Annotated in this window: 24 protein-coding genes; 16 read left to right on the forward strand and 8 right to left on the reverse strand. The window is 30.5% G+C overall.

Annotation, left to right across the window (positions count from 1 at the left end; all coding sequences use genetic code 11):
* The first annotated feature begins 14 nt into the window (after window positions 1-14).
* The 5 genes from WFH39_RS19535 (at window position 15) to WFH39_RS19555 (ending at window position 4,822) form a co-directional block, all read left to right on the forward strand.
* Entirely contained in the window at window positions 15-611 is a 597-nt protein-coding gene (locus tag WFH39_RS19535; protein WP_336691115.1) for a BfmA/BtgA family mobilization protein, read from the forward strand.
* Window positions 602-2,269 (forward strand): DUF5712 family protein, encoded by a 1,668-nt coding sequence (locus tag WFH39_RS19540; protein ID WP_336691116.1) that lies wholly within the window; start codon window positions 602-604, stop codon window positions 2,267-2,269. The genes WFH39_RS19535 and WFH39_RS19540 overlap by 10 nt, the downstream gene beginning before the upstream one ends.
* Complete coding sequence (locus WFH39_RS19545) at window positions 2,266-3,600, forward strand: type IV secretory system conjugative DNA transfer family protein (protein WP_336691117.1); 1,335 nt, start codon at window positions 2,266-2,268, stop codon at window positions 3,598-3,600. Before WFH39_RS19540 ends, WFH39_RS19545 begins: the two co-directional genes overlap by 4 nt.
* Complete coding sequence (locus tag WFH39_RS19550) at window positions 3,525-3,869, forward strand: hypothetical protein (RefSeq protein ID WP_336691118.1); 345 nt, start codon at window positions 3,525-3,527, stop codon at window positions 3,867-3,869. Before WFH39_RS19545 ends, WFH39_RS19550 begins: the two co-directional genes overlap by 76 nt.
* Before the next feature lie 74 nt (window positions 3,870-3,943).
* The gene (locus WFH39_RS19555; protein ID WP_336691119.1) at window positions 3,944-4,822 is read left to right on the forward strand and encodes a helix-turn-helix transcriptional regulator; all 879 of its coding nucleotides are present in this window, start codon (window positions 3,944-3,946) and stop codon (window positions 4,820-4,822) included.
* A 167-nt stretch (window positions 4,823-4,989) separates the two neighbouring features.
* Here the strand turns inward: WFH39_RS19555 and WFH39_RS19560 are convergent, their stop codons facing one another.
* A complete protein-coding gene (locus tag WFH39_RS19560) occupies window positions 4,990-5,556 on the reverse strand; it encodes a GNAT family N-acetyltransferase (protein ID WP_336691120.1) in 567 nt (188 codons plus the stop codon).
* A gap of 144 nt (window positions 5,557-5,700) precedes the next feature.
* Between WFH39_RS19560 and WFH39_RS19565 the strand changes: the two genes are divergently transcribed.
* From WFH39_RS19565 to WFH39_RS19615, 11 genes are read left to right on the forward strand one after another with little or no spacing between them, the layout of a single operon-like run.
* Window positions 5,701-5,958, forward strand: a complete 258-nt coding sequence (locus WFH39_RS19565; protein WP_336691121.1) for a hypothetical protein — start codon at window positions 5,701-5,703, stop codon at window positions 5,956-5,958.
* Between the two features lie 15 nt (window positions 5,959-5,973).
* A complete protein-coding gene (locus tag WFH39_RS19570; protein ID WP_336691122.1) occupies window positions 5,974-6,288 on the forward strand; it encodes a hypothetical protein in 315 nt (104 codons plus the stop codon).
* Window positions 6,289-6,293: 5 nt separating this feature from the next.
* Window positions 6,294-6,596, forward strand: a complete 303-nt coding sequence (locus WFH39_RS19575) for a hypothetical protein (RefSeq protein ID WP_336691123.1) — start codon at window positions 6,294-6,296, stop codon at window positions 6,594-6,596.
* Window positions 6,593-9,022 (forward strand): VirB4 family type IV secretion system protein, encoded by a 2,430-nt coding sequence (locus WFH39_RS19580; RefSeq protein ID WP_336691124.1) that lies wholly within the window; start codon window positions 6,593-6,595, stop codon window positions 9,020-9,022. The genes WFH39_RS19575 and WFH39_RS19580 overlap by 4 nt, the downstream gene beginning before the upstream one ends.
* Window positions 9,006-9,614 (forward strand): hypothetical protein, encoded by a 609-nt coding sequence (locus WFH39_RS19585; RefSeq protein WP_336691125.1) that lies wholly within the window; start codon window positions 9,006-9,008, stop codon window positions 9,612-9,614. Before WFH39_RS19580 ends, WFH39_RS19585 begins: the two co-directional genes overlap by 17 nt.
* Window positions 9,615-9,616: 2 nt before the next feature.
* Window positions 9,617-10,390 (forward strand): hypothetical protein, encoded by a 774-nt coding sequence (locus WFH39_RS19590; protein WP_336691126.1) that lies wholly within the window; start codon window positions 9,617-9,619, stop codon window positions 10,388-10,390.
* A gap of 2 nt (window positions 10,391-10,392) precedes the next feature.
* The gene (locus WFH39_RS19595; RefSeq protein ID WP_336691127.1) at window positions 10,393-11,097 is read left to right on the forward strand and encodes a hypothetical protein; all 705 of its coding nucleotides are present in this window, start codon (window positions 10,393-10,395) and stop codon (window positions 11,095-11,097) included.
* Window positions 11,098-11,105: 8 nt separating this feature from the next.
* Window positions 11,106-12,098, forward strand: coding sequence for a conjugative transposon protein TraM (traM, locus tag WFH39_RS19600; RefSeq protein WP_336691128.1), 993 nt, complete (start codon window positions 11,106-11,108; stop codon window positions 12,096-12,098).
* 11 nt (window positions 12,099-12,109) lie between these two features.
* Window positions 12,110-12,805 carry a DUF4138 domain-containing protein gene (locus tag WFH39_RS19605; RefSeq protein WP_336691129.1) on the forward strand — a complete coding sequence of 232 codons (696 nt, stop codon included), beginning with the start codon at window positions 12,110-12,112 and terminating at the stop codon, window positions 12,803-12,805.
* A gap of 10 nt (window positions 12,806-12,815) precedes the next feature.
* Entirely contained in the window at window positions 12,816-13,388 is a 573-nt protein-coding gene (locus WFH39_RS19610; protein ID WP_336691130.1) for a hypothetical protein, read from the forward strand.
* A gap of 12 nt (window positions 13,389-13,400) precedes the next feature.
* Complete coding sequence (locus tag WFH39_RS19615; protein ID WP_336691131.1) at window positions 13,401-14,864, forward strand: hypothetical protein; 1,464 nt, start codon at window positions 13,401-13,403, stop codon at window positions 14,862-14,864.
* Between the two features lie 394 nt (window positions 14,865-15,258).
* On the opposite strand, the gene WFH39_RS19620 is transcribed toward WFH39_RS19615, so the two are convergent.
* The 7 genes from WFH39_RS19620 to WFH39_RS19650 form a co-directional block, all read right to left on the reverse strand.
* Entirely contained in the window at window positions 15,259-16,023 is a 765-nt protein-coding gene (locus WFH39_RS19620; RefSeq protein WP_336691132.1) for a DUF2314 domain-containing protein, read from the reverse strand.
* Window positions 16,020-16,628 carry a hypothetical protein gene (locus WFH39_RS19625; RefSeq protein ID WP_336691133.1) on the reverse strand — a complete coding sequence of 203 codons (609 nt, stop codon included), beginning with the start codon at window positions 16,626-16,628 and terminating at the stop codon, window positions 16,020-16,022. The genes WFH39_RS19620 and WFH39_RS19625 overlap by 4 nt, the downstream gene beginning before the upstream one ends.
* A gap of 89 nt (window positions 16,629-16,717) precedes the next feature.
* Entirely contained in the window at window positions 16,718-17,167 is a 450-nt protein-coding gene (locus WFH39_RS19630; RefSeq protein WP_336691134.1) for a hypothetical protein, read from the reverse strand.
* A 45-nt stretch (window positions 17,168-17,212) separates the two neighbouring features.
* Window positions 17,213-17,863: a hypothetical protein gene (locus WFH39_RS19635; RefSeq protein WP_336691135.1), complete on the reverse strand. Its 651-nt coding sequence runs from the start codon at window positions 17,861-17,863 to the stop codon at window positions 17,213-17,215.
* A gap of 90 nt (window positions 17,864-17,953) precedes the next feature.
* A complete protein-coding gene (locus WFH39_RS19640) occupies window positions 17,954-18,820 on the reverse strand; it encodes a hypothetical protein (RefSeq protein ID WP_336691136.1) in 867 nt (288 codons plus the stop codon).
* A gap of 51 nt (window positions 18,821-18,871) precedes the next feature.
* Window positions 18,872-19,450, reverse strand: coding sequence for a hypothetical protein (locus tag WFH39_RS19645; RefSeq protein WP_336691137.1), 579 nt, complete (start codon window positions 19,448-19,450; stop codon window positions 18,872-18,874).
* An 83-nt stretch (window positions 19,451-19,533) separates the two neighbouring features.
* Window positions 19,534-20,181, reverse strand: coding sequence for a hypothetical protein (locus WFH39_RS19650; RefSeq protein ID WP_336691138.1), 648 nt, complete (start codon window positions 20,179-20,181; stop codon window positions 19,534-19,536).
* Window position 20,182 lies beyond the last annotated feature (1 nt).

Consider the following 20,182-nt stretch of genomic DNA (forward strand, 5'->3'; position numbering starts at 1 on the left):
TTAATTTTTTTATAATGCTGAAAATTAATAATTTAGATATAATAAAATTTTATAAAACTATGCATGCAAACATAAAAGATCCTGAATCCTTTACATCTACAAGACTTAAATTGAAAACCCTTGATCTGTTAAATCAAGTGAAGGCAAAAAGGAAAAGCCCAACGCACGATGATCTTATTTTTCAAATGCTAATTTATTTTAGTAATAATGATATTAACCCAGAAAATTTTAAAAAGCCTATTCCGCAACAGATTGCTGAAGTACGAGAAACATTTGTAACTTTTTTTAAAACTTTTGAGGAAAAAAAATTACTTCCTTATTTGGAAAGGACTGATCAAAGTTTACTTTTAATTTTGGAAATGTTACGGGATAAAGAATTTACAATATCGGTAAATCCTAGTACAGAAATAAAACAAATTACAGAAGAAAAATCCCAACTGAGTACAACTGATAAAAATGAAAATTATGAGCTTAAAAAAGAAATTTTAACGCTTATAAATGAATTGGAAAACAATAGACAATTCAATCAAAAAGGCTCAATTCCAATCGTAGAAATTATGTCTTCAAATTATAATGATTTTATAGATAAAATAAAAAAATTATGTATATAGGAGTACACAAACCAAAATCAAATGTAGCAGGAGGAAATAAAGGAAGTTCTTCTACGTTAATGGAATATTTGGCAAAAGAAGACGTTGAAATATTAGATCATTTTTCGGAAGAATTTTTAAAAAATAATGAAGGAACTTTAGAAGCATTATTATTTGAACAAAAGGAATATGAGGAAAGTATTAAGGAACTACAAAAATCTATTAAAAATAATACTGATGTTGAAATTGAGGATCTTAATAATCAAGAATATTTACTATTACATTATAGCGAAAAATTAAAAGAAATAAATAATAAGATTGAAAGCCATAATGTAGATTTTATAACCTTTTCTTCTCAAAATATTGAGAATTATTCTGAAGAAGATTTACAACTAATTTTAAGTTCTATTCAAGAGATAAATGAAAAGAAAAATGAGCTGCTTAATTCCGTTGAAATTATAAAAAACGAATTAGAAAAATTGAATTCTAATAATGAATATGAATTTATTAATCTACATAATCAATTAGAAAATTATAACCAAGAATTAGAAAATTTGAATTCTCAGATTTTAGAATATGAATATCAGAGGGATCAAATTAATTTACAATTGGAAGATAAAACAAGAACTTTTTTTACTTCTGATTTTAGTAATTGTACTAAAGAAGAAGCTACTGAAATTATTGATAAGCAAAGCAAAGGATTAGAGAAAAATGATAGTAAATATTTCATGCTATCCATTGACCCAAGTGAAAAAGAAATTAAACATTTGCTTTCTGATATTGTTCCAGATGTTGAAGCTGTTAAAAGCCATAAAGATTTAACAAGCTTAGAACAGAAACAATTAAATGATAAGTTAAAGGATTATACTCATTTAGTGATGGAGGAATACGCAAAAGAATTTGACAGAACAAAAAAAAATGGCGCGAAATTAGATAGGAATGATCTCGTTTATGTTGCAAAAATTGAAAATGAACGTAAATATTCACATACAGATAAAGACGTAATTTTTAACAGGGATATTGACAGAGAAATACGTAAAGTAGAATCCGGTTCTGCAAGCAGTAGAGAAAAAGAATTACAAATAAAAGAATTAAAAGATCAGTATAAATTAACACCTTCTGGAAAAGTAATAAAAGAGAACGTACAAAAAGAGGGTTTTCAAAGTCACGTTCATATAGTCGTTTCCCGATATGATAAAGGCAAAGAAATGAAGTTAAGCCCTCTTGCCAACTCTAAAGGTCAAAACGATCATAAACTGGATGGAAGGGAAGTACAAATAGGATTTAATAGGACGAATTTTGCGATCAGTTGTCAGGAAAGGTTTGATGAAAAATTCCAGTACCAAAGACCAGATAAAGACAAAACTAGCGTAATGATCCAAGATAATAGGAATCAAAATTCAAATGGGTTGAATGATCTGAGAAAAGTTGTAAACAAAGAAGGAAAGGTAGATACCCTTGAAGCGATAAAGGTTTATGCTTCCGGAATAAAAGGAGTAGCGGAACTGGCTTTAACAGGAGACATTAAAAAGTTAGACCCAAGTACATTGCTAAAAACGTTCAGTAACGAGATTAGCCCTACTGAGAAACTGCAAAGGATGATTAATGAGATCAATCCAAAAGCAGTTGCCACTCAGAAAATAAAACAGGCTATAACAAAAGGAGGTTTGGAATTATGAAACTGTTAATTATATTATTTATTGTAATACTCTTATTTATTATTGATTATGTGGTTTTTTCGCTGAGATACACTAAAAAGTATTTTATTGATTTTTTAATAAGTGCTTTAATAGTGGTAGTTATAAACGGTTTGCTGTTCAAAATTTTAAATATTAAAAATGTAATAGACTTAAAGTTTTTCGGATATATAGCAATGCCTGTTTTTACTTTAGTATTAATTATAAAACTGCTTTCAGGAAAACCCAAAAAAGAAGAATCAAAAAAGAGTGTTTATATTGAACTGGAACACCAGAAAGGGAAAGTTCGGTATGAAAACCCTTTTAACGGATTTTTAGTATATGGGGGAGCAGAAGCAGGGAAAACATCAAGTGTAGGAAAACCATTACTAAAAGAGTATATGAGAAATGAATTTGGATTTTTTATTTATGATGCTAAAGAAAGCGATTATACTAAAACAGCAATGAAATTAAAAGAGGACTTAAATTTCCCTTTTCCAATATATAATATAGATTTTTATGATCCCAGAAAAAGTTACAGGACAAATATATTTCATCCGTCTGCAATCAAAGACGAACAGCTTGTACCGGAGTTTGCAGAAATATTTTTTGCCAGTCAGGTAAAAAAAGATTATAAAAAAGATCAATGGTATTCTATGGCGATGGGTGTTTTTAAAGCCGTAGCATGGGTGTTTTTTAAGCATTTTCCAGATTATTGTTCATTACCCCACATCTCCAATTTTATAATACAAAATGACGATGATACAGTGGAAAGATTTATAAAAATAGACAGCAAAGCAGTTGGATGGGGAAGTGCTTTTTTATCGTCTGAAGGGAAAACAAGATCAAGTATTAAAACTACCGTTTCCGACATCATAGGAAACTTTGCATCTAATGTGAATAGTTGCTACGTTCTTTCCGGGAATGACTTTGTTTATACCCCTTTAGACCCTGAAAACCCTAAGTGTATAGCAATTTCCAATCATTTTATTGCAAGAGAAACGATCAGTCCTCTAGTGGTTCTTATGTTCGTTACGCTGGCAAAGCAAATCAGGTTCGGAAATAAAATTCCTTACGCTTTCTTTTTAGATGAAGCCACAACTTTTAAAATACCAGACTTAGAATCCTATCCATCTGAATTAAGAGAATATTTAATAGCATTTGTCATGTTAACGCAAAGCCCCTCAAAAATAGAGAAGCTTTACGGAAAAGAAGATAGAGCTTCCTTTGAAAGTAACCTTGCTAATCAGTTTTACGGATGGACGGCAGATATTATGCTATTGATATTTATGCAAAACAGTTTTCAAAGAAAGACGAGAAAACCAGATCGGTAACAACAGGGGGCGGAAGAAAGGGAAGGTCTACGACTACTTCAGTCAGAGAAAAAGTAAGGTTTGACGGAGAATTTTTCGGAAGCCTGAAGGCTGGTGAATTTGTCGGCAAATCTAAAAATGCTAATGTAAAAACTTTTCATACTAGGTTTAAACCCTATACCGGAGGGGAGATTATCGAAATGCCGATTATAAGAAATATTTCAAAAGAGGATATAGAATTAGAATATCAACGTATTATAAATGATGTAAGGCAAACATTTTTTGCCTAGGCATTCACTAATTAAGTGGATAATATCAACCTATTAACAGGGAGATATTAAAATGACAATGAAAAATTAATACAATGTTTGGAACAGAGATACATCCGTTAACTTTTTTTTATATATGTAGTTTTTTAATAATGCTGTTTCCGGTGTTAGTTAATCTGCATAAGGGAAAGTATAAAAAATTTCATTTAGACTTTTTATTATTATTAATCTGCATTCTGTTGAATAATTTAAGTTCAGGATTACTACCAGATAAAAATTTACCAATAAATATTTTATCACAAAATATCATTGCCTATTTTTTGGGTTTTACGACAATTATTTATTATTTCGTCTATCTTTCCAAATATTATAACATCAATTTTAGAAATCGTATTACTATCAATCAGATATTTTGTGTACTGGTTGCTGATTTGATACTTGGATTTATTGTGCCGTATACAATAACACATGATTTAACACTGTCACGCAAAATTTTCTTAATCTTTCCTATAATTTTGATTATTATTCTTATTGTAATAATTTTAAAAGAGAAGGTTAGTAAATATTTTTTCTATGAAAATATTGTAGAAAAATATCATGTTTTTACAGGAATCATGGGCATAATAAGTGTTGTTTCTACTCCAATCATAATGTTTACATTGGGAGATAATCAGGATATTGAGCAGACATTTTTTAATCTGGGGTTTTTCTTCATTGCCATAGAGTACTTTTTGTATCAAAAAACTATTCATGCAACGATGATGAAGGATAATTTTTCACTTACAGAACGTGAAAGCGAAATATTATCGCTATTGATTTTAAACCCGAATATTACTTTTTCAGAGTTAGGCGAAAATTTAAATATATCGGAAAAAACTGTATCAGCACATATGTCAAGAATATATAAAAAAACAGGAACAAAAAATAAAAAAGATCTGTATAACACAATGATAGCTGATAAATCGAATCTTTAAATCTTTAAATTTAATTCGTTAAAAGTTGCGTTATTGCGCGAAGCCCAGCGACTTTTAACGAATTAACAGTTTGCCTTCAGGTGTAGCATTTCATTTTTTTTAATTCGTTAAATTGTTCCGGTTCCGGAGCCGGTCTCTTTTTTTCGGAACTATTTTAGCGAACTATTTCATTTAAAAGATCTTTTGAAAAAATATAGATCAAAACCAAAATTCTTTATACTATACACTTCAAAACCATTTTTTTCGTAAAAAGGAAGATTTCTTAATGTTGATGTTTCCAGACACATAGCAGATTTAAAAGAGCTGTATTTTTCAATGAGTTCTGTTAAAAATTTGCCACCTATGCCCTTGCCCTGTACCGAAGGATCAACACCCAAGAACCAGAGATGTATATAATCTAAATTTTTGGGGAGGGTATCATTGGTAACAGTTTCTTTTTTCATTACCTTTTTTATTCTGGAAATTCCAATTACTCCAACCGCAAGTTGTATATCTAACCAGATTGATTGCAAGGAATCTTTTTTTCTTTTAGGATCAATAAGTATTGCGCATGCAGTATTATCATCATTTATCCAGATATCCCCGAAAAGAAACCCTTTAGAAATGGAGTAATCAAAAAGATCAGGAAGTTTATTTTTATTTTTTAAAACATAATTGGCAGATTTATTTTCCGCAAAAGATTTACTTAAAATATCCTTTATTCTAGAAATATCCTTTTTCGTTGCCTTTCTCATTCTATTTTACAAAGTATTAATTATCAAATTATTATAAACCCTTAGTGTACCCCTTAGTCGATTTAAGTACAATTTAAGTGCGATTTATAGGAGGGTATGGATGAACAGAAAATAATTTTGCCTTGTTCAAAACAATAAATAAACATGAGACAAAATTATCTAAAAAAAATAAACCTTGTTTTTCTTCTTAGCTGTTGTTCATTTCTACATGCACAAACTTTCAGCCAAAGTTTAAAGTTTGTTTTTCCTTATGTAGCAGGAGCCATATTATTAGTGACGGTATTAGTCAATTTAGGTAGTTTGGTCAAGGGGCGTGAGGAAAAAAAAGAAGGAATGAAAAATATTTTATGGATAGCATTAGTCGTCATAATTATAACATTTTTTATACAAAATATCATTTAATCAAATTTAAAAAATATGGTCAGATTAAACAGATTTTTAGGATTATCTCTTTTCCTATTAATGTCAAATTTTACTTATGCTAAAGGTGTTAAAGATAAAGTAAATGAAGTTTTAGGCGATTACATTTTACCTGTCTTTGCCGTATTTCTGTTAATTGCAACTATTGCAGGAATTATTAGAAACTATGAATTAATTGAAGATAAAAACAATGAAGGTACTAGAATGAAAGGATTTGCAAATGTTGGAGTTTTGGTTCTGTATGTATTTATAGCTGAAATTATTTTAGGGGTAATTATAGGAATTATAGCAGCCATGAATTTACATATATAAAAAAAATGTATTCAGATCAAAGTTTAAAAGGTTTAAAAGAAACTCCAATGTTTTTTGGAGTAAGAGGAAGATATGTCATGATAATGGTAGCCAGTATGATTGTCGCTTCTCTATTATTGGTATGCGGAATGGTATTATTTTTCTTTGCAAAAAAAATTGCAATTGGCTTTTTGATTCTTGCTTTCTGGTTCATTGAAATGTTTTTGATTTTTTCTTTTTTCAGATGGATTTCCATAGAAAAAGATTTTAAGAAAATAAAAAAACGACCTGAAATTATTACTAATAAAGATTTAAATGATTATCTATGAAAATAGGAACGGCAGAAGCTTATAGTATTAAGCGGATTATTGGAAATAATATCCTTTTTTCGAAATCAGGCAATGTTGCCATTGTGTATATACTTGAACAGCCAGAAAAATACAGTTTGGATGAAGATAAATTCGATTTAAGACTGAATGATTTTTTTTCTGCTTTCAAAACAACACCTAATGATGTATATATTCACAAACAGGATATTTATTTAAAGCATGATTTTGATACTACACAGGTAAAAGGGAAATTATATCTCGATGAAGCACTAAGACAACATTTTACCGGAAGAGAGGGGATTTTCCATTATTCTGTACTGGCTTTTGTTATAAGCGGTCTAAAATCGTTAGAAAAAGCGTATCTGGCTAATCCTTTTAAATTTAATGAACATCTTGAAAAAGATGATAGAATTAGATTATTGGAGTTTAAAGATGCAGTAGATAAATCGGTAAATATTATCTCAAATGCTTACAGAACTAAAATATACCCTATTCAGGAAGATCATTTAAGAAACCATATTTACAGATATGTTAACGGTTTTGAAGAAGCAGGATTTTATGATATAGACTTCAGAGACAAAAAAATCGGAGAAAACTATTTAGATATTTTTTCTTTCAATAAAGCCGAATATTTTGGAGATACGATTGCCAACATCAAAAAAGATGCAATCTCAAAAGACGATTTTATTTTCTGGGAGGGAACGATGGATATGTTGGGGGAAACGCTTCACTGTAATCATGTATTTAATCAGATCATTTATTTTCAGGGAAGTAAGATCGTAGAGAATGAATTGAGAATGGTGATGGATGAATACGGAAAATTGCGATCAGGGAGCGAGAGAATTAATAAAAAGTTTGAACAGTTTGAGGAACTGTTAAAAAGCCTTGCAGAACAAGGGAGTGATAAAGTTCTGGTTAAAGCACATTACAATTTATTACTTCTGGATAAAGACAAAGAACAATTTGAGATCGCACGTAACAGAGTTAGAAACCTTTTACAGTCCAACTCTATTAATTTTTATAAACCGGAGAAAGAAGTATTTAAGGATATTTTTTTAGGTTCAGTTATAGGGCGTGAAACTTCCATGCATAAGGATAACTTTTGGATCACTCATTTAAAACAAGCTCTATGCTTATTTACCAATACAACAGTTCCAAGAAATGATGAAGAAGGGGTATTTTTTAATGATAGAATTTCACAGCTTCCATTAAGAAAGGATATTTGGGATGAAAAGAAAAAAAGAATTTCAGCAAGAAATGGTATTGTAGTATCGCAGACAGGAGGGGGGAAATCAGTATTAACGCTTAATATCCTGATGCAGTTTTTATCTCAGAATATTAATGCGGTAGTTGTAGAATTTGGAAAGTCATTTGAATTTATTACCAATTTATATCCTGCTATTTCTAAGCATATCAGCTATTCATCGGAACAGCCATTGGGGATAAACCCTTTTTTGTTGACAGATAAAGGATTAACAAACGAAAAATTATCATTGCTTCAGTCTATTGTATTAAAAACATGGAGAGTAAAAGAAAATTTCACCAATGCACATATCGGGGTATCTATTAATAAAATCCTGATGCAGTATTATAAAGACAGAAAATTCGGGCATAGCTACCCAGACTTTTATAATTATGTGGTTACTGGCGGAGAGAACCTTTTAAGTGATCTGGAAATTGAAAAAGAATATTTTGATATAAAAAGTTTCAAACATATATGCAGTGAATTTATAGGGGGCGGAAAATATGAAAATGTTTTTAAGGACAGTGAAGAGACTGCAAAAATTATTAGAGATACTCAATTCGTTGTTTTTGAATTAACAGAGATCAAAAAAGACCCTTTTTTAGTAACGCTGATATTATTAATTCTGCAAGAAACAATCAATACGAATATACTTGAAGACAGGAGTAAAAGAGGGGTGTTGATCTTTGACGAGTTCGCAGAAACCCAAGCAATCAAAGACCTTTACACCGATGAAGAAGTGTTACAGACCGTAGCGGTGTTATACCAGAAGATCAGAAAAGAAAATGGAGCAGTTTACACGATCATTCAAGATATGGGACAACTTCCGGAGAATAATTATACAGAGGGAATTATTGCCAATACTCAGGTTTTGTATGTCTTGCCAACCTCAAAATCAGGTTATGCAAAAATTGCTAAAACATTTTCCTTAGAACCTCACGAATTGTATATGCTAAATTCTCTACAAAGTAATTTAAATACAAAATACAAATATTCGGAGCAGTTCATGAAAATTGGAAACGAAAGTACAGTAACAAGATTAGAATTAAGTAAGCCTGCTTTCTATGCCTTTCAGACCGATGGGAATACATGGAAAGAGTTAAATGATGATTTCCAAGTAACTAAGGATATGATTAGAACAATAGAAACCAAAATAAAATCAGAATATGAAAGAAATTATTAAACTTAAAAGAGGGAGTAAAAAAGTTATCACAGCATTTTTACTATTGGGGATAGGCTCAGCAATATATTCTCAGGTTGGCGTTACGCTTGTTGAGGATATTAATAATGATATGGCAAACCAGGAAAGACAGGTAGCTATGATGAAGCAGTTACAGGAAGCCCAGACACAAAGCTCCAAACTTCAGGGAATGAAGGAAACAATTAAAAAAAATCTAAATTATTTAGAAAAAGTTAATTCTCAGGTTCAAAATGTTCAAGCGATCAAAGACCTTGCTAAAAGGCAGGCTCAGGTTTTTAATAATTGTGTGAGACTAAAAAATAAATATTCCAATAATCCCAATATTGAAGTAGTCTTATACACAACAAGGGCAACCAATCAAATTTTACAAGACACTCAAAATAATATAAATGAGATCAGTAAAATTTTGTCTTCAGGAGTTTTCAATATGGGTGATGCAGACCGACTAGATTTTATTAGGCAGTATAAAGAAGATACAGAGGAGAAAATGGCTCAGTATGATATGGCTAAGGCTAAAGCAGAAAAATTCGATTGGGCTATGAAAATTTATAATATGAAAAATCCCAAACGTTAAAGATGGAAGATTTACAGGTATTAGATTATGCAAGAGTTGAACAGGCGTATAGATCAGTTCTGCTTGATCATGCTGAAATGATCGCTTTTTCAGTTGGCTTAGGGCTTATGTTTGCCGTATTCAATCTTATTCGTTCTGTAAAAGACGATGTTTCAAAAGATCAGATAGATTATGTTATGATCTTAAAATTGGTTAAAGATAACATTCCAACAATGGCAATGATTATTTTTTTACCCATTGCATTGACAACCCTAGAATCTATCATGGGAACAATTCAAGATTCTTATATGAGTCAGATGGGGAATGAACCGCAGGGATTTATTGATAATGCCAAAAAGGAGCTTACGAATATGTTTAATGAAGATGAAGAGCTCAATATTTTTAGTATTAAAGATTGGGGATATGCTCTCTGGAAATCCATAGAATTTTTAGGAATCGCCGTGTTAAAACCATTTTTTATACTCATAGACCAATGGTCTTTTGGCTTTGCTCTGGTGTATAGGTTTATTTATTTAGGACTTTTGAAAATGGTTAGCGGAGTAGCGATAGCATGTATGCTCTACGAACCTACAAGGCACATTTTTATAACTTTTGTTAAGAATTTAATCATTTGTTATTTGCTGATACCCGGTTTTCTATTTGTAACAATATTTGTGGATTTATTAAGAGAAACTTTCTTTCAGTCCAATATAGAGATAGGAATTATTATAATGATGGTTTTCTTAAAAATACTCGGTTACGGAGCAGTACATAAATTTTTACAATCATCCATATAAAAATGAAAAGAAAAAGAGATACAGAGCCAATTTTGAAAGGTTATGATGATGTGGTAGAGGGCAAAAGAACCGGAAGACTTGCTATGTGGTTAATTACAATTGTAAGTATTGTCATTACTTTATCAGCGTTAATTATTTCAGCTTTATTACAGGCAAATTCTGCTGATAAAATGAAAGTTATAGACAACACAGGGCGAGTTATTAAAAGCGATCTGAGAAGAGAGGAAGACGTAAGAATTGCCACCGTTCAAGCACATTTAGCCAATGCTATTTTTTATCTCAACTCATTTGATAGAAACTCTATCAAAGAAAACCAAGCTAGGGCGTTATTCCTTGTAGATAAAAAAAGTGCAGATAGGATTTTTAATTCTTACAACAGGCAGGGAGCTTATAATGATGCTCTTCAGAGCGGATACATTTACAGGGCAAAGTTTAATAAGCTCACCATTTTAGAGGGAACTTCCGAACCTTTCGCATTTGAAATGGAAGGAGAGTTAACTGTAACAGATGGAAGCAGAACTATAAAAACTAAAATTATAGGGAAGGGAAATCTAAGATATTCTACTCCAAATTTCCCTAACAATCCACAGGGAATGTTAGTTTATGATTATCTCCAACAGTATGAAGATATGCCGGAAGAACAGAACGAGCAGGAAATTACAGAACCTAAAACCGATGCCATGCAAAGAATAGATACAATTAAATAATTTATAGTATGGAAGTAAGTCAGAATAATAGAGGGAAGATCATAATATTTAGTGTAATCGGAGGATGTGTTTTGTTAATGATAATAGTCATTTTATATTTCTTTTCCAATGCTTCTGAATCAAAAGATGAAGAAAGCAAACCGCCAATTTTGAGCAGTCAGGACAATTTGACGGTTAAAGATATGATTGATATTAACGGTGATAATACTAACCAATACAGAGGTTCAAAAAATGTAGACAGCATTCAGGATAATACAGCTAAATACAATTCTCAAATAGAAAATATTTATGGAGTTGGAAAGAGTGCGCCTAAATCTAATTACTATGAAGAAAGCACACCTAAAATTTCTACTCTTAAAAATTCGCATAATGTTTATGGAGATTATTCGATGTGGGAAAATAAAGAACCATCTAATAGCCGTATCGGGTATTCCAGTAAAAAAAGGAATACGGAGAAGACCGGAGCTTCAGAACCGATAAAGTTTGAAACAGTTGCAGAATCGGATTACGACTTATCTACGCCAACCTATTCAACACCGATAGAAAAAAAACATTCGCAGGTAGCTCAAACAAAGGGCAAATTAATTTCTCAGGGATATGCTGCCAACAATAAGAGTATTTCTTTTGTAATTCTAGAAAACTTTACTCTAAATGGAGAGCAGATTTCTAAAGGAAAATCGTATGCAGTAGGAACAATTAAAATGGAAAACAACCGATTATTTGTAAAAATAAACAGTATTAAAGCCCATGGAAAGGTTTATCCAGTTATGGGAAAGGTTATTGGTTATGACGGTGACGAGGGGTTGCCGATCTATGATGAAAAAAGCATAGGAGTAGACGGAAGCGGTATTGTAAGAGAGGAAGCCATAAACCAAGTAGGAAGAATTCCCATTGTAGGAGGAATTATAAGAAGGGTTTCCAATACAGGAAGCAGTAGAGCTAATGTCGATAAAATTGCATTATCTGATAATATAGAATGCCAAGTAGTAATTTATAATTAAACTTAATCACAATGAAAAAAATTGTAGTTGTACTTTTTCTTGTAAGCAGTTTTTTAGGATATGCACAGCAGACTAAAAAGAAAGTTTATAAGAAGCCAATTAAAAAAATGTATGTAAAGAAAAAAACTCCTGCAAAACCAGAAAGTAAAGATTTATTTAAGAATGAAGAATCAGGAATATCCGCTTTAGTAGAAGTGAACCCTGCTCAAGAAGAAAAAGAAATCCTTGTTCAGGAAACCATAAAACCAGAATCTGTTGCAACAACAAAACAGGATTTTGAAATAACTGCTGAAAAGATCCAAAATAAGAAAGGTTGGATTAACAACAGAAATTCAAATTTAGTAAGAGGTGTTGAAGGCTTTGTTAAAGGTGTTTATTCTGGAAATGGGAAAATTTTTGTCTTAATCGAAGTAATGAACAGAAGCAATATCAATTATGATATTCAGAATATCTCTTTTATCACAAGTCCATCAAAGAAAAAAAATAAAGGAATTGATACTGAGGAGAAACTATTTATTCCAATTTGGAGTAGTCAACCAGAAACCATAGCAAAAAAAAATACCCAAAAGATGGTTTTTGTTTTTGACAAGTTTACCATTGCAGAGAACAAAACGCTGAATGCAATTATTAATGAGAACGAAGGAGAGCGAAATTTAAAGTTAGAAATAAAGCCAACATACATTTTAGGAGCTGAGTATATTAATTAAAATATCGATTATGAAAAGGAACATTTTAGTAGTAATATTATTTCTTATAGGAATATTTGTTAGTGCGCAGGGAAGGAGAGCCAATCAATCAGGAATACATGCCCAGTATGGCTATATTCCTACTAATGATACTCTGAAAAAAGGCTCATTTATGGCGATAGCGGGTTATAATCACATTTTCGGAGATAAAGGATTGTTAGGGAAAATTGAGGCTTTTTATCAGGATTCCAAAGTACGTTATACTGACAATCAAATATTACCATATCAAAAATACGGATTGAATGTCGCGGTAGGTTATAGTTATGAAGGTTTATATCCAGTATTTTTAAACGGATATATCGGAGCATTCGGAGCTTATGAAAAAGCTAATGAAGGGAATCAGAAAGACCCCTTATATAATGCACAAATTCCAAATAATGTAAAAGGAATTACTTTTGGTTTGAGTGGTTCTGCCGAAATAGAAATAGTCTTAGTTAGAAAACTGTCATTAATAACTAACTATACCCAATTTTATGATTTGAAAAGCAAATTTTCAAAGTCAAATTATGCTTTATTCGGAGGTCTTAAATTTTATATCAACTAACAAAATATAATTATGAAAAAGATATTTTATATCATTATAGTTTTTTTTAGCTTATCATTTATGATTCAGTCTTGCTCGGAAGATGGAGAGTGGGACAATGTTAATGGAGGTCAATTTGGTTTTACTATTGAACGAGACAGTTATTTTATTGAAAAATCAGTTGGAGAAGCAAATCAATTAAAGTTTAATGTGATCCCGAACTATGATTTTTCAAGCATTCCCATGAAAGTTAAGTTTACTTCATCATTAAATGGTGTTATGACTTTGAACGGTCAAAACTTACAACAAAATGTTGAATATAATCTTTCAAATAAGGAGAATATTTTTAAATATGTAGGAAATGTTCAGGGTTCGCACCAGATTTCAATTATTGCTACCAATGATAAAGGATTTTCAAAAGAAGAAAAATTTACATTAGAATATGGAATCTCTGAATTTACCCACACTTTTACCGGAGGAACAGCGGATATCTATCAGGGAGATGAAACTCCATATTTAATGAAAATAGTACCCAATTCAGGACAGCCAAGTACAGGATTTGAAATTAAATTTAATTCTTACAGTGGAAATATTAAATTGAATGGAGTAGCAGTTCAGGCAGGACAGTTCTACCCACTCCCAAATATTGATAATTTTACAGTTGCACTTATCACAAATCAAATAGGACAAGGAGCGTTAGATTATACTATTAAAAATGCTACGGTATCTAAAAATTACAATATTCAGCAAACAGTTATAGCCAGAAAAATAGTCATTGAATCAATGAATATTAATGCTCTTAATGTTCTTCCAAGTTCTCAAATGAGTATGATTGGAGTCATAAAGAAAACGCCTATAACTGGCAATACAACCATTAAGTATAAAACGTGGATAAGTGCGTCTAGTAATAATAATATAAATGGAATACAGACAACAAATAATGTCTATACTTCATATGCTTTAGGAGCAAACGGAGCATTTAACATTAATTTTAATGCAATCGAGCAAGGCTCCTATACTTTAAATATTCAGGTTCAGGATGAGTATGGTAACGAAAGTGCTGCACAGACATTTAATGTAGTGGTTGCTCCTGAAATTTCTTTTGTTGGAGCATTAGCAATGAAAATTGACTTTAGATATACAACAAATGGATTTGGAGATGTTAGAACTTATCTGAAGGAATTTAACAGATCATTTAAGGCGGTTGCCGGAGGAAATTCAACAATAACTAAAATAGAATATCAAATATCTTTCAGTCATGCAGGGCAGAATTTTAATTACAATTTTTCTGAAAATGTTACGAATGGCAGTAATACTTATGAAGTAACCAATTCAAATTTTGGAACAGGATTAATTCAGTTAGCTTATGTAAATAGTAATCAGATAGGAAATCCTCCTGTTACTAATTTAGTTGCAAAAATTAAAGCCTTTTCTTCTACTGGCGCAACGCTAGAACAAACAATTACACCAATTTACACTTACACAGTGGGTTTATAATTTAAAAGGTTAGCATTTTTGTGCTAACCTTTTTAGTAAATATTAATTACCTCTGAATTCCGGGAAATACAGGAGCAGATCTGCTCCTGTATTTTTATAGCTGACATCTGGGCAAATTCCGGAACTGAACTTTTTCCCAGTATAATTTTCTTTAGGAACTGAAAATACAGAGTAATACAGGGAAGCCTTCGAAATGTATAGCATTGCGTATAAGAAAGCTTCGCATACTCATATATTTTTCTAAAACTAGAATTTTGTCAAGATACATTCGGGAAAGATTCTGTATATTTATCAGATAGAAAGGATTACAGCTCGTGTAATTTTTTTCATCATCATTTGTGTTTTTTTAATTAAAGACAGCCTTCGCGCGCTGTCTTTTTTTATTTTTTAGCAATCATTCAGCAAGATTTAAAACCTTCCATTCATTATTATTAAAACCAACCCACAAATTGTTAGTTGTAAATTTTCCGTCTTTATAAATAACTTTTTCTTCTATCAATAATAGGTCATTTTTTTCTTTTTTGATATTAAAACTTCGTTCAATATTATTAAAGCACGGAAACCCACTTTCTTTTAAATCCTGATAAAAAGCCAGTTTTAAAATTTCGGCTATTTCCGATTTAAGTTCTTCAGGAATTGTTATATCTCTATCAGATAATATATTCTCAGCTTCTTTCAAAAAATCTTTACACGATAGAACTCCATCTAAGTTTTTTTCAGAATAATAATCTTCAATTTTAATAATTGCCCCTTCAGGTGTTGAGAAATCGGGTTTGAAATGATCATTTCCATCATCAATTTTTACTCCAAAATCTATATCAAAATTCAGCCTTTCCTCATTATCAAGAGTATCTCTGTAATGTCGGATGGTATATCCCCCGATCAGTCTTCGATTATCCACTATCATCCAGTCTATGCAAGCTTCAATCAAAACATTGTGAGTAGTTCCATTTTTGGCAAGTCTTCCGGTGTAAAAATTCCCTTCTATTGTAACGTTTTCTAACCATACATAAACATTCTGCTTATTTCTGAATTTGACGGCATTATATCCGGAAAAATTATTTTTAATCAGATCATTAAAATACCATAAAGTTTTATTTGCTTTATATAGATAATATTGGTAGGCTTTATCTTCTTTTATTTCAGCATTGTTGTTCATAATTTTATTGCATCTTTAGGAACCTTACCATCTAAAAATTGTTTTCTTTGTTCTGCATCGCCTAGATCCATTCTAAAATTCGTCCATCCACCAAAAAAGTTTTTAACTGCCATATTCCATTCTCCTGTAACGTCTTCGGGAAATTGCCAAAGAATATGGTAACCGTCTTCATTTGAAAAGCCTTCATTATCTGCCTGAAATATACCTCCTGCCTTATTCCAGATAGCAGATTTGCTATGTTCCATAATTGGCAGATTTTCTTCTGTGAATGCTTCATTAAATAGCTGAAATGCGTAAACCGCTTTTACCTTATCTAAATATTTGTAGAGCCATTTAGAAGCTGAGACAGGCTTACAATCTAAAACTTCATCTTTAAATTCCTGAATTTCTTCTTTTATGAATTCCTCTTTGATTGTATTATGTTCAATTTCCATTAGAGACTGACCATTTACACAGCATACTTCAATACTATTCCAATTCTCAGGAGTTTCATTTGCATTCAGATTAAATTTAGCAGATAAGCTATTATTTTTCAATAAGCGAATAATTTCATCAAGATGAATTTTGTAGTCTGATGTACTTAATATTCTAATGTAATATGCCATATTTTAATACATTTTATTAATACAACGAAAGCAGGAGTCTCAGCTCTTGATTAGGTTATATTGGAACTGACCAATTGTTTTGTTAAAACTTACCATTCTCTCCATTCTTCAGTAATATCTTCATTTAAAGAATTATACTTCATTTTATGACTTGCTAAAATTATTATTTCAGTAATTTGCTCTCTTTCATTTGTTTCAATTAACGATAAATCACACTTTTCATTTAAAGCATTTAATTTTAAGACCGTAGATTTTACAATTAGCATCGCTTCCTCTCTTGAATGAGTTTTTAAAATATTTGTAGTGTACTCCGATAGTATAGATATACACTCATCAATGTCTTTTTGAGAATACGAAGGTTTTGACACCGCCATATAATCTTCCATAGATTTTTTTAAATCGATGATTAATTGATTAGTTTCTTTATCACCTGTTAATTTCGTATTTTCAGTTTTTATTTCTGATGAGCTAATATTTTTTTTTTGAGTACACATTACCAAATTCAAAATAGCCAATACTGCTATTAATATATTTTTCATAGAATGAAAGTATTGAAAAGTCTTCTTATTCTTTTAACTGTCTGTTTATTGTTCAAATTGCATTTCTGTTTGAATTCCGTAATCTCTTATACCATCAATTTTAAAATTCCTGTATTTTAGGCTTTCAAATTGATAATCTTTTATGTCGAATTCATCATATCTTATCCCAAAAAATCTTTTTGTCAACTCAAAAGCCGTTTCAAAAGCTAAATTAGACTGATATTGTTGTTCAAATTCTTCTTTGGATAGTTCTTCTTTCATGAAATTTAGTTCATTTTCATCAAACAAATCTTCAGGCTTTAAATTGATTTCTTCAGGAATTAGCGCTCCAAAATCTTGGTAAATATCGTCTCCAACTTCTCTTACACGAATTTTTTTTCCATTCTCAATTAAACAGTAGTAAGTTCCATAACCTAGATTTAACGAGAAGATTTCTGAGGAAGGAAATTTTTCAATGAAATTCCTCACAGTTTTAGTTATATCCGGTTTTGTGAATTGCCAAATTAAATCTGCATTGGCAATTAAAAGATGACTTTTATATTTTGAAATATAAAGCTCACCACTTTGCGGTCTTTCACTAAAATCTGTTTTCTCTATAAATTCAAAGTCTTTAAATCCTAAAGACTTTATTAGAGTATCGTTTATTTCAATATCTCCAACATCTTTGATAAAAGTTACATATATTTTCCAACCCATATTTTATAATTTATTTACTTATTCAGCACAAAGCAATAATCTTTACTCTTGTTTAGCTTATATTGAAGGTGTACATTTTTTTGTTAAAATTTACCACTCTCTCCATTTTTTAGTTACATCTTCTTCCGATGCACTATATCCCATTTTTTGATTTGCAAAATTTAAGATTTTAACAATCTGATCTCTCTCACTTTTTCCGAGATAAACTTTTCTCTCATTTTTGATGGAGTTATTAAACATTTTTACCATTACCATTATAGGATAATCTGTTTCATCCTTAGATTTTGAATTAAAAATAGCTTTACCAAAAGCTGACAGATAAATTACATAGTTATCAATCTCATTCTGTATAGAAAGATCATTATATTCTTTCACTGTATTTACCATACTGTCCCTTAATTTAGTAACCAGATTATCAAAATCTTGATCTCCGCTAGATCTTATATTGGATTGATTGCTTTGCTCCTCATCTTTTGGAATGTCATAAGGAATTCCATTCTTCGATCCACATAAATAAATTCCAAAATCAGTTTCTACTTCAATTTCGCAGTCAGCATTCTCAGAATTATTCAACAATTTTTCGAACTGTTTGACAGCTAACCTTAATTTTTCAATATTCACCTTTTCGGCATAATATGCAGGTCCAGAAGCGCCATATGAAACAGTGAAGGAAAGATCAGTTTTTTTGTCTTTAATCTCATACAGATAACCTTCAAATAAAATTTTTTGAGGTTTCCCAAAATGCCCCCACATCCTCGACAATAAATCACCCATTGAAGCATTTTCCTTTCTAATTTCACCGTGTTGAATAAGCTCATATTCAATATTTCGGTTAGGCTTTTCAGTTGTCAGTTCGTACATTTCATTTAATTTATTATCAGCGTTTTTAGTTTGACAATTTAAATTTGAGCTAATCAAAGTAGTTACAATTATGCAGATGTTTATTAATTTTCTCATTAAATTTTGAAATCTTATATTTTTATGAAAAAAGGATTTTTTACAAATAGCTTATCCTTTCCGTAAATCATCTAAAAGCTGATTCATTCTTACTTTTCTTTCTTCCATTTCTCCATCTTTTCCATTCCAAAAGTCAAGATAAACCATTTCTCTGCTAAATGCTGCTTCTGCCCATTTTTTTACTTCAGGTTCTATATGACCTTCTAAAAACAATTGAGTAAATGCTAAGGATATAACCATATTATTAATAGCATTTAAGTCAATATATTTATTAAGCATGGTATCAACTGTTTTTTTTAGCTTTTCAGGATCTTTACCATCCAAATAAATATCGAATCCGGAATATCCAGAACTAACAAGTTCTTCCTCCATAAACTTTTTAATACTTTCATTCGGATGCCCCCTTTTCCAATCACAATACAAATAGTAAGTATCATTACCGATATCGTTACCAAAAGGTGACCATGAGTCTAATGGATCATAATAAAAATTACTTATCATTATTTTCTTTGCCGCATCACTGCCATTTTTCCATTCAATTTCTAAATACTTTATGGAAGTCTGAGCTTTATAGTATCCAAAGAATATGAAACAAAATAGTATAGGTAAAGTGTTTATAAATTTTGTCATTAAATTTAAAATTTTAAAAATTAGTCATAAATAAAACCAAAAGCAGGAATTCCTGCTTTTGGTTAATATATAAGATTAGGAAACTAGATGTTAAAATTTACTATAGAATCTGCTACTTTTTTTACAGAATAAGGATCATGTTTAAGTTCATAAACTTCTCCTTTTTCATTTAAAGCTAAATAATTTCCATCTTCTAAATCCTTGATTGTGTAAAAATTTCCTTCAGGAATTTCAATTTTAAAAGTATTTTCCAAGTCAAATTGTAATAAATGCTCTTTGTTTATATCTCCGATTATTTTCAATAGATCATTTTTATCACCATCATTTTTGAAATGTTTTTCTTTCAGACCTGATATATCATATTCACTTAAGATATAATTATCAAATCTTGCATCCTGAATATAGAAACCGATAAACATACCTTCAAGAAAAGAAAGAGTAAGCTTCTCTTTTATTTTAGTTCTTTTATTAAATATCAATATATTTTGTAACTGAAAATATCCTAAGCTGGGCTTACTATATTCTTTTTCTAATTTTGCATTTAATTGAACACTGTACCAGTCCTTAAAACTTAAATCATTAGGTTTAAAACTTATAAGAAAGTTTTTATTTAACTGGTTAATGATATAATGATATCGGATTGGTAAAAGTTTAATAACCTCCTTAAAGAAAGTTATTTCTTTGTCTGTAAACTCATTTACTTTTTTAGGATTTTTAAATATTCCAAACATA

The sequence above is a fragment of the Chryseobacterium sp. MMO-72 genome, from assembly GCF_037146035.1.
GTDB classification, from domain to species: Bacteria; Bacteroidota; Bacteroidia; order Flavobacteriales; family Weeksellaceae; genus Chryseobacterium; species Chryseobacterium indicum.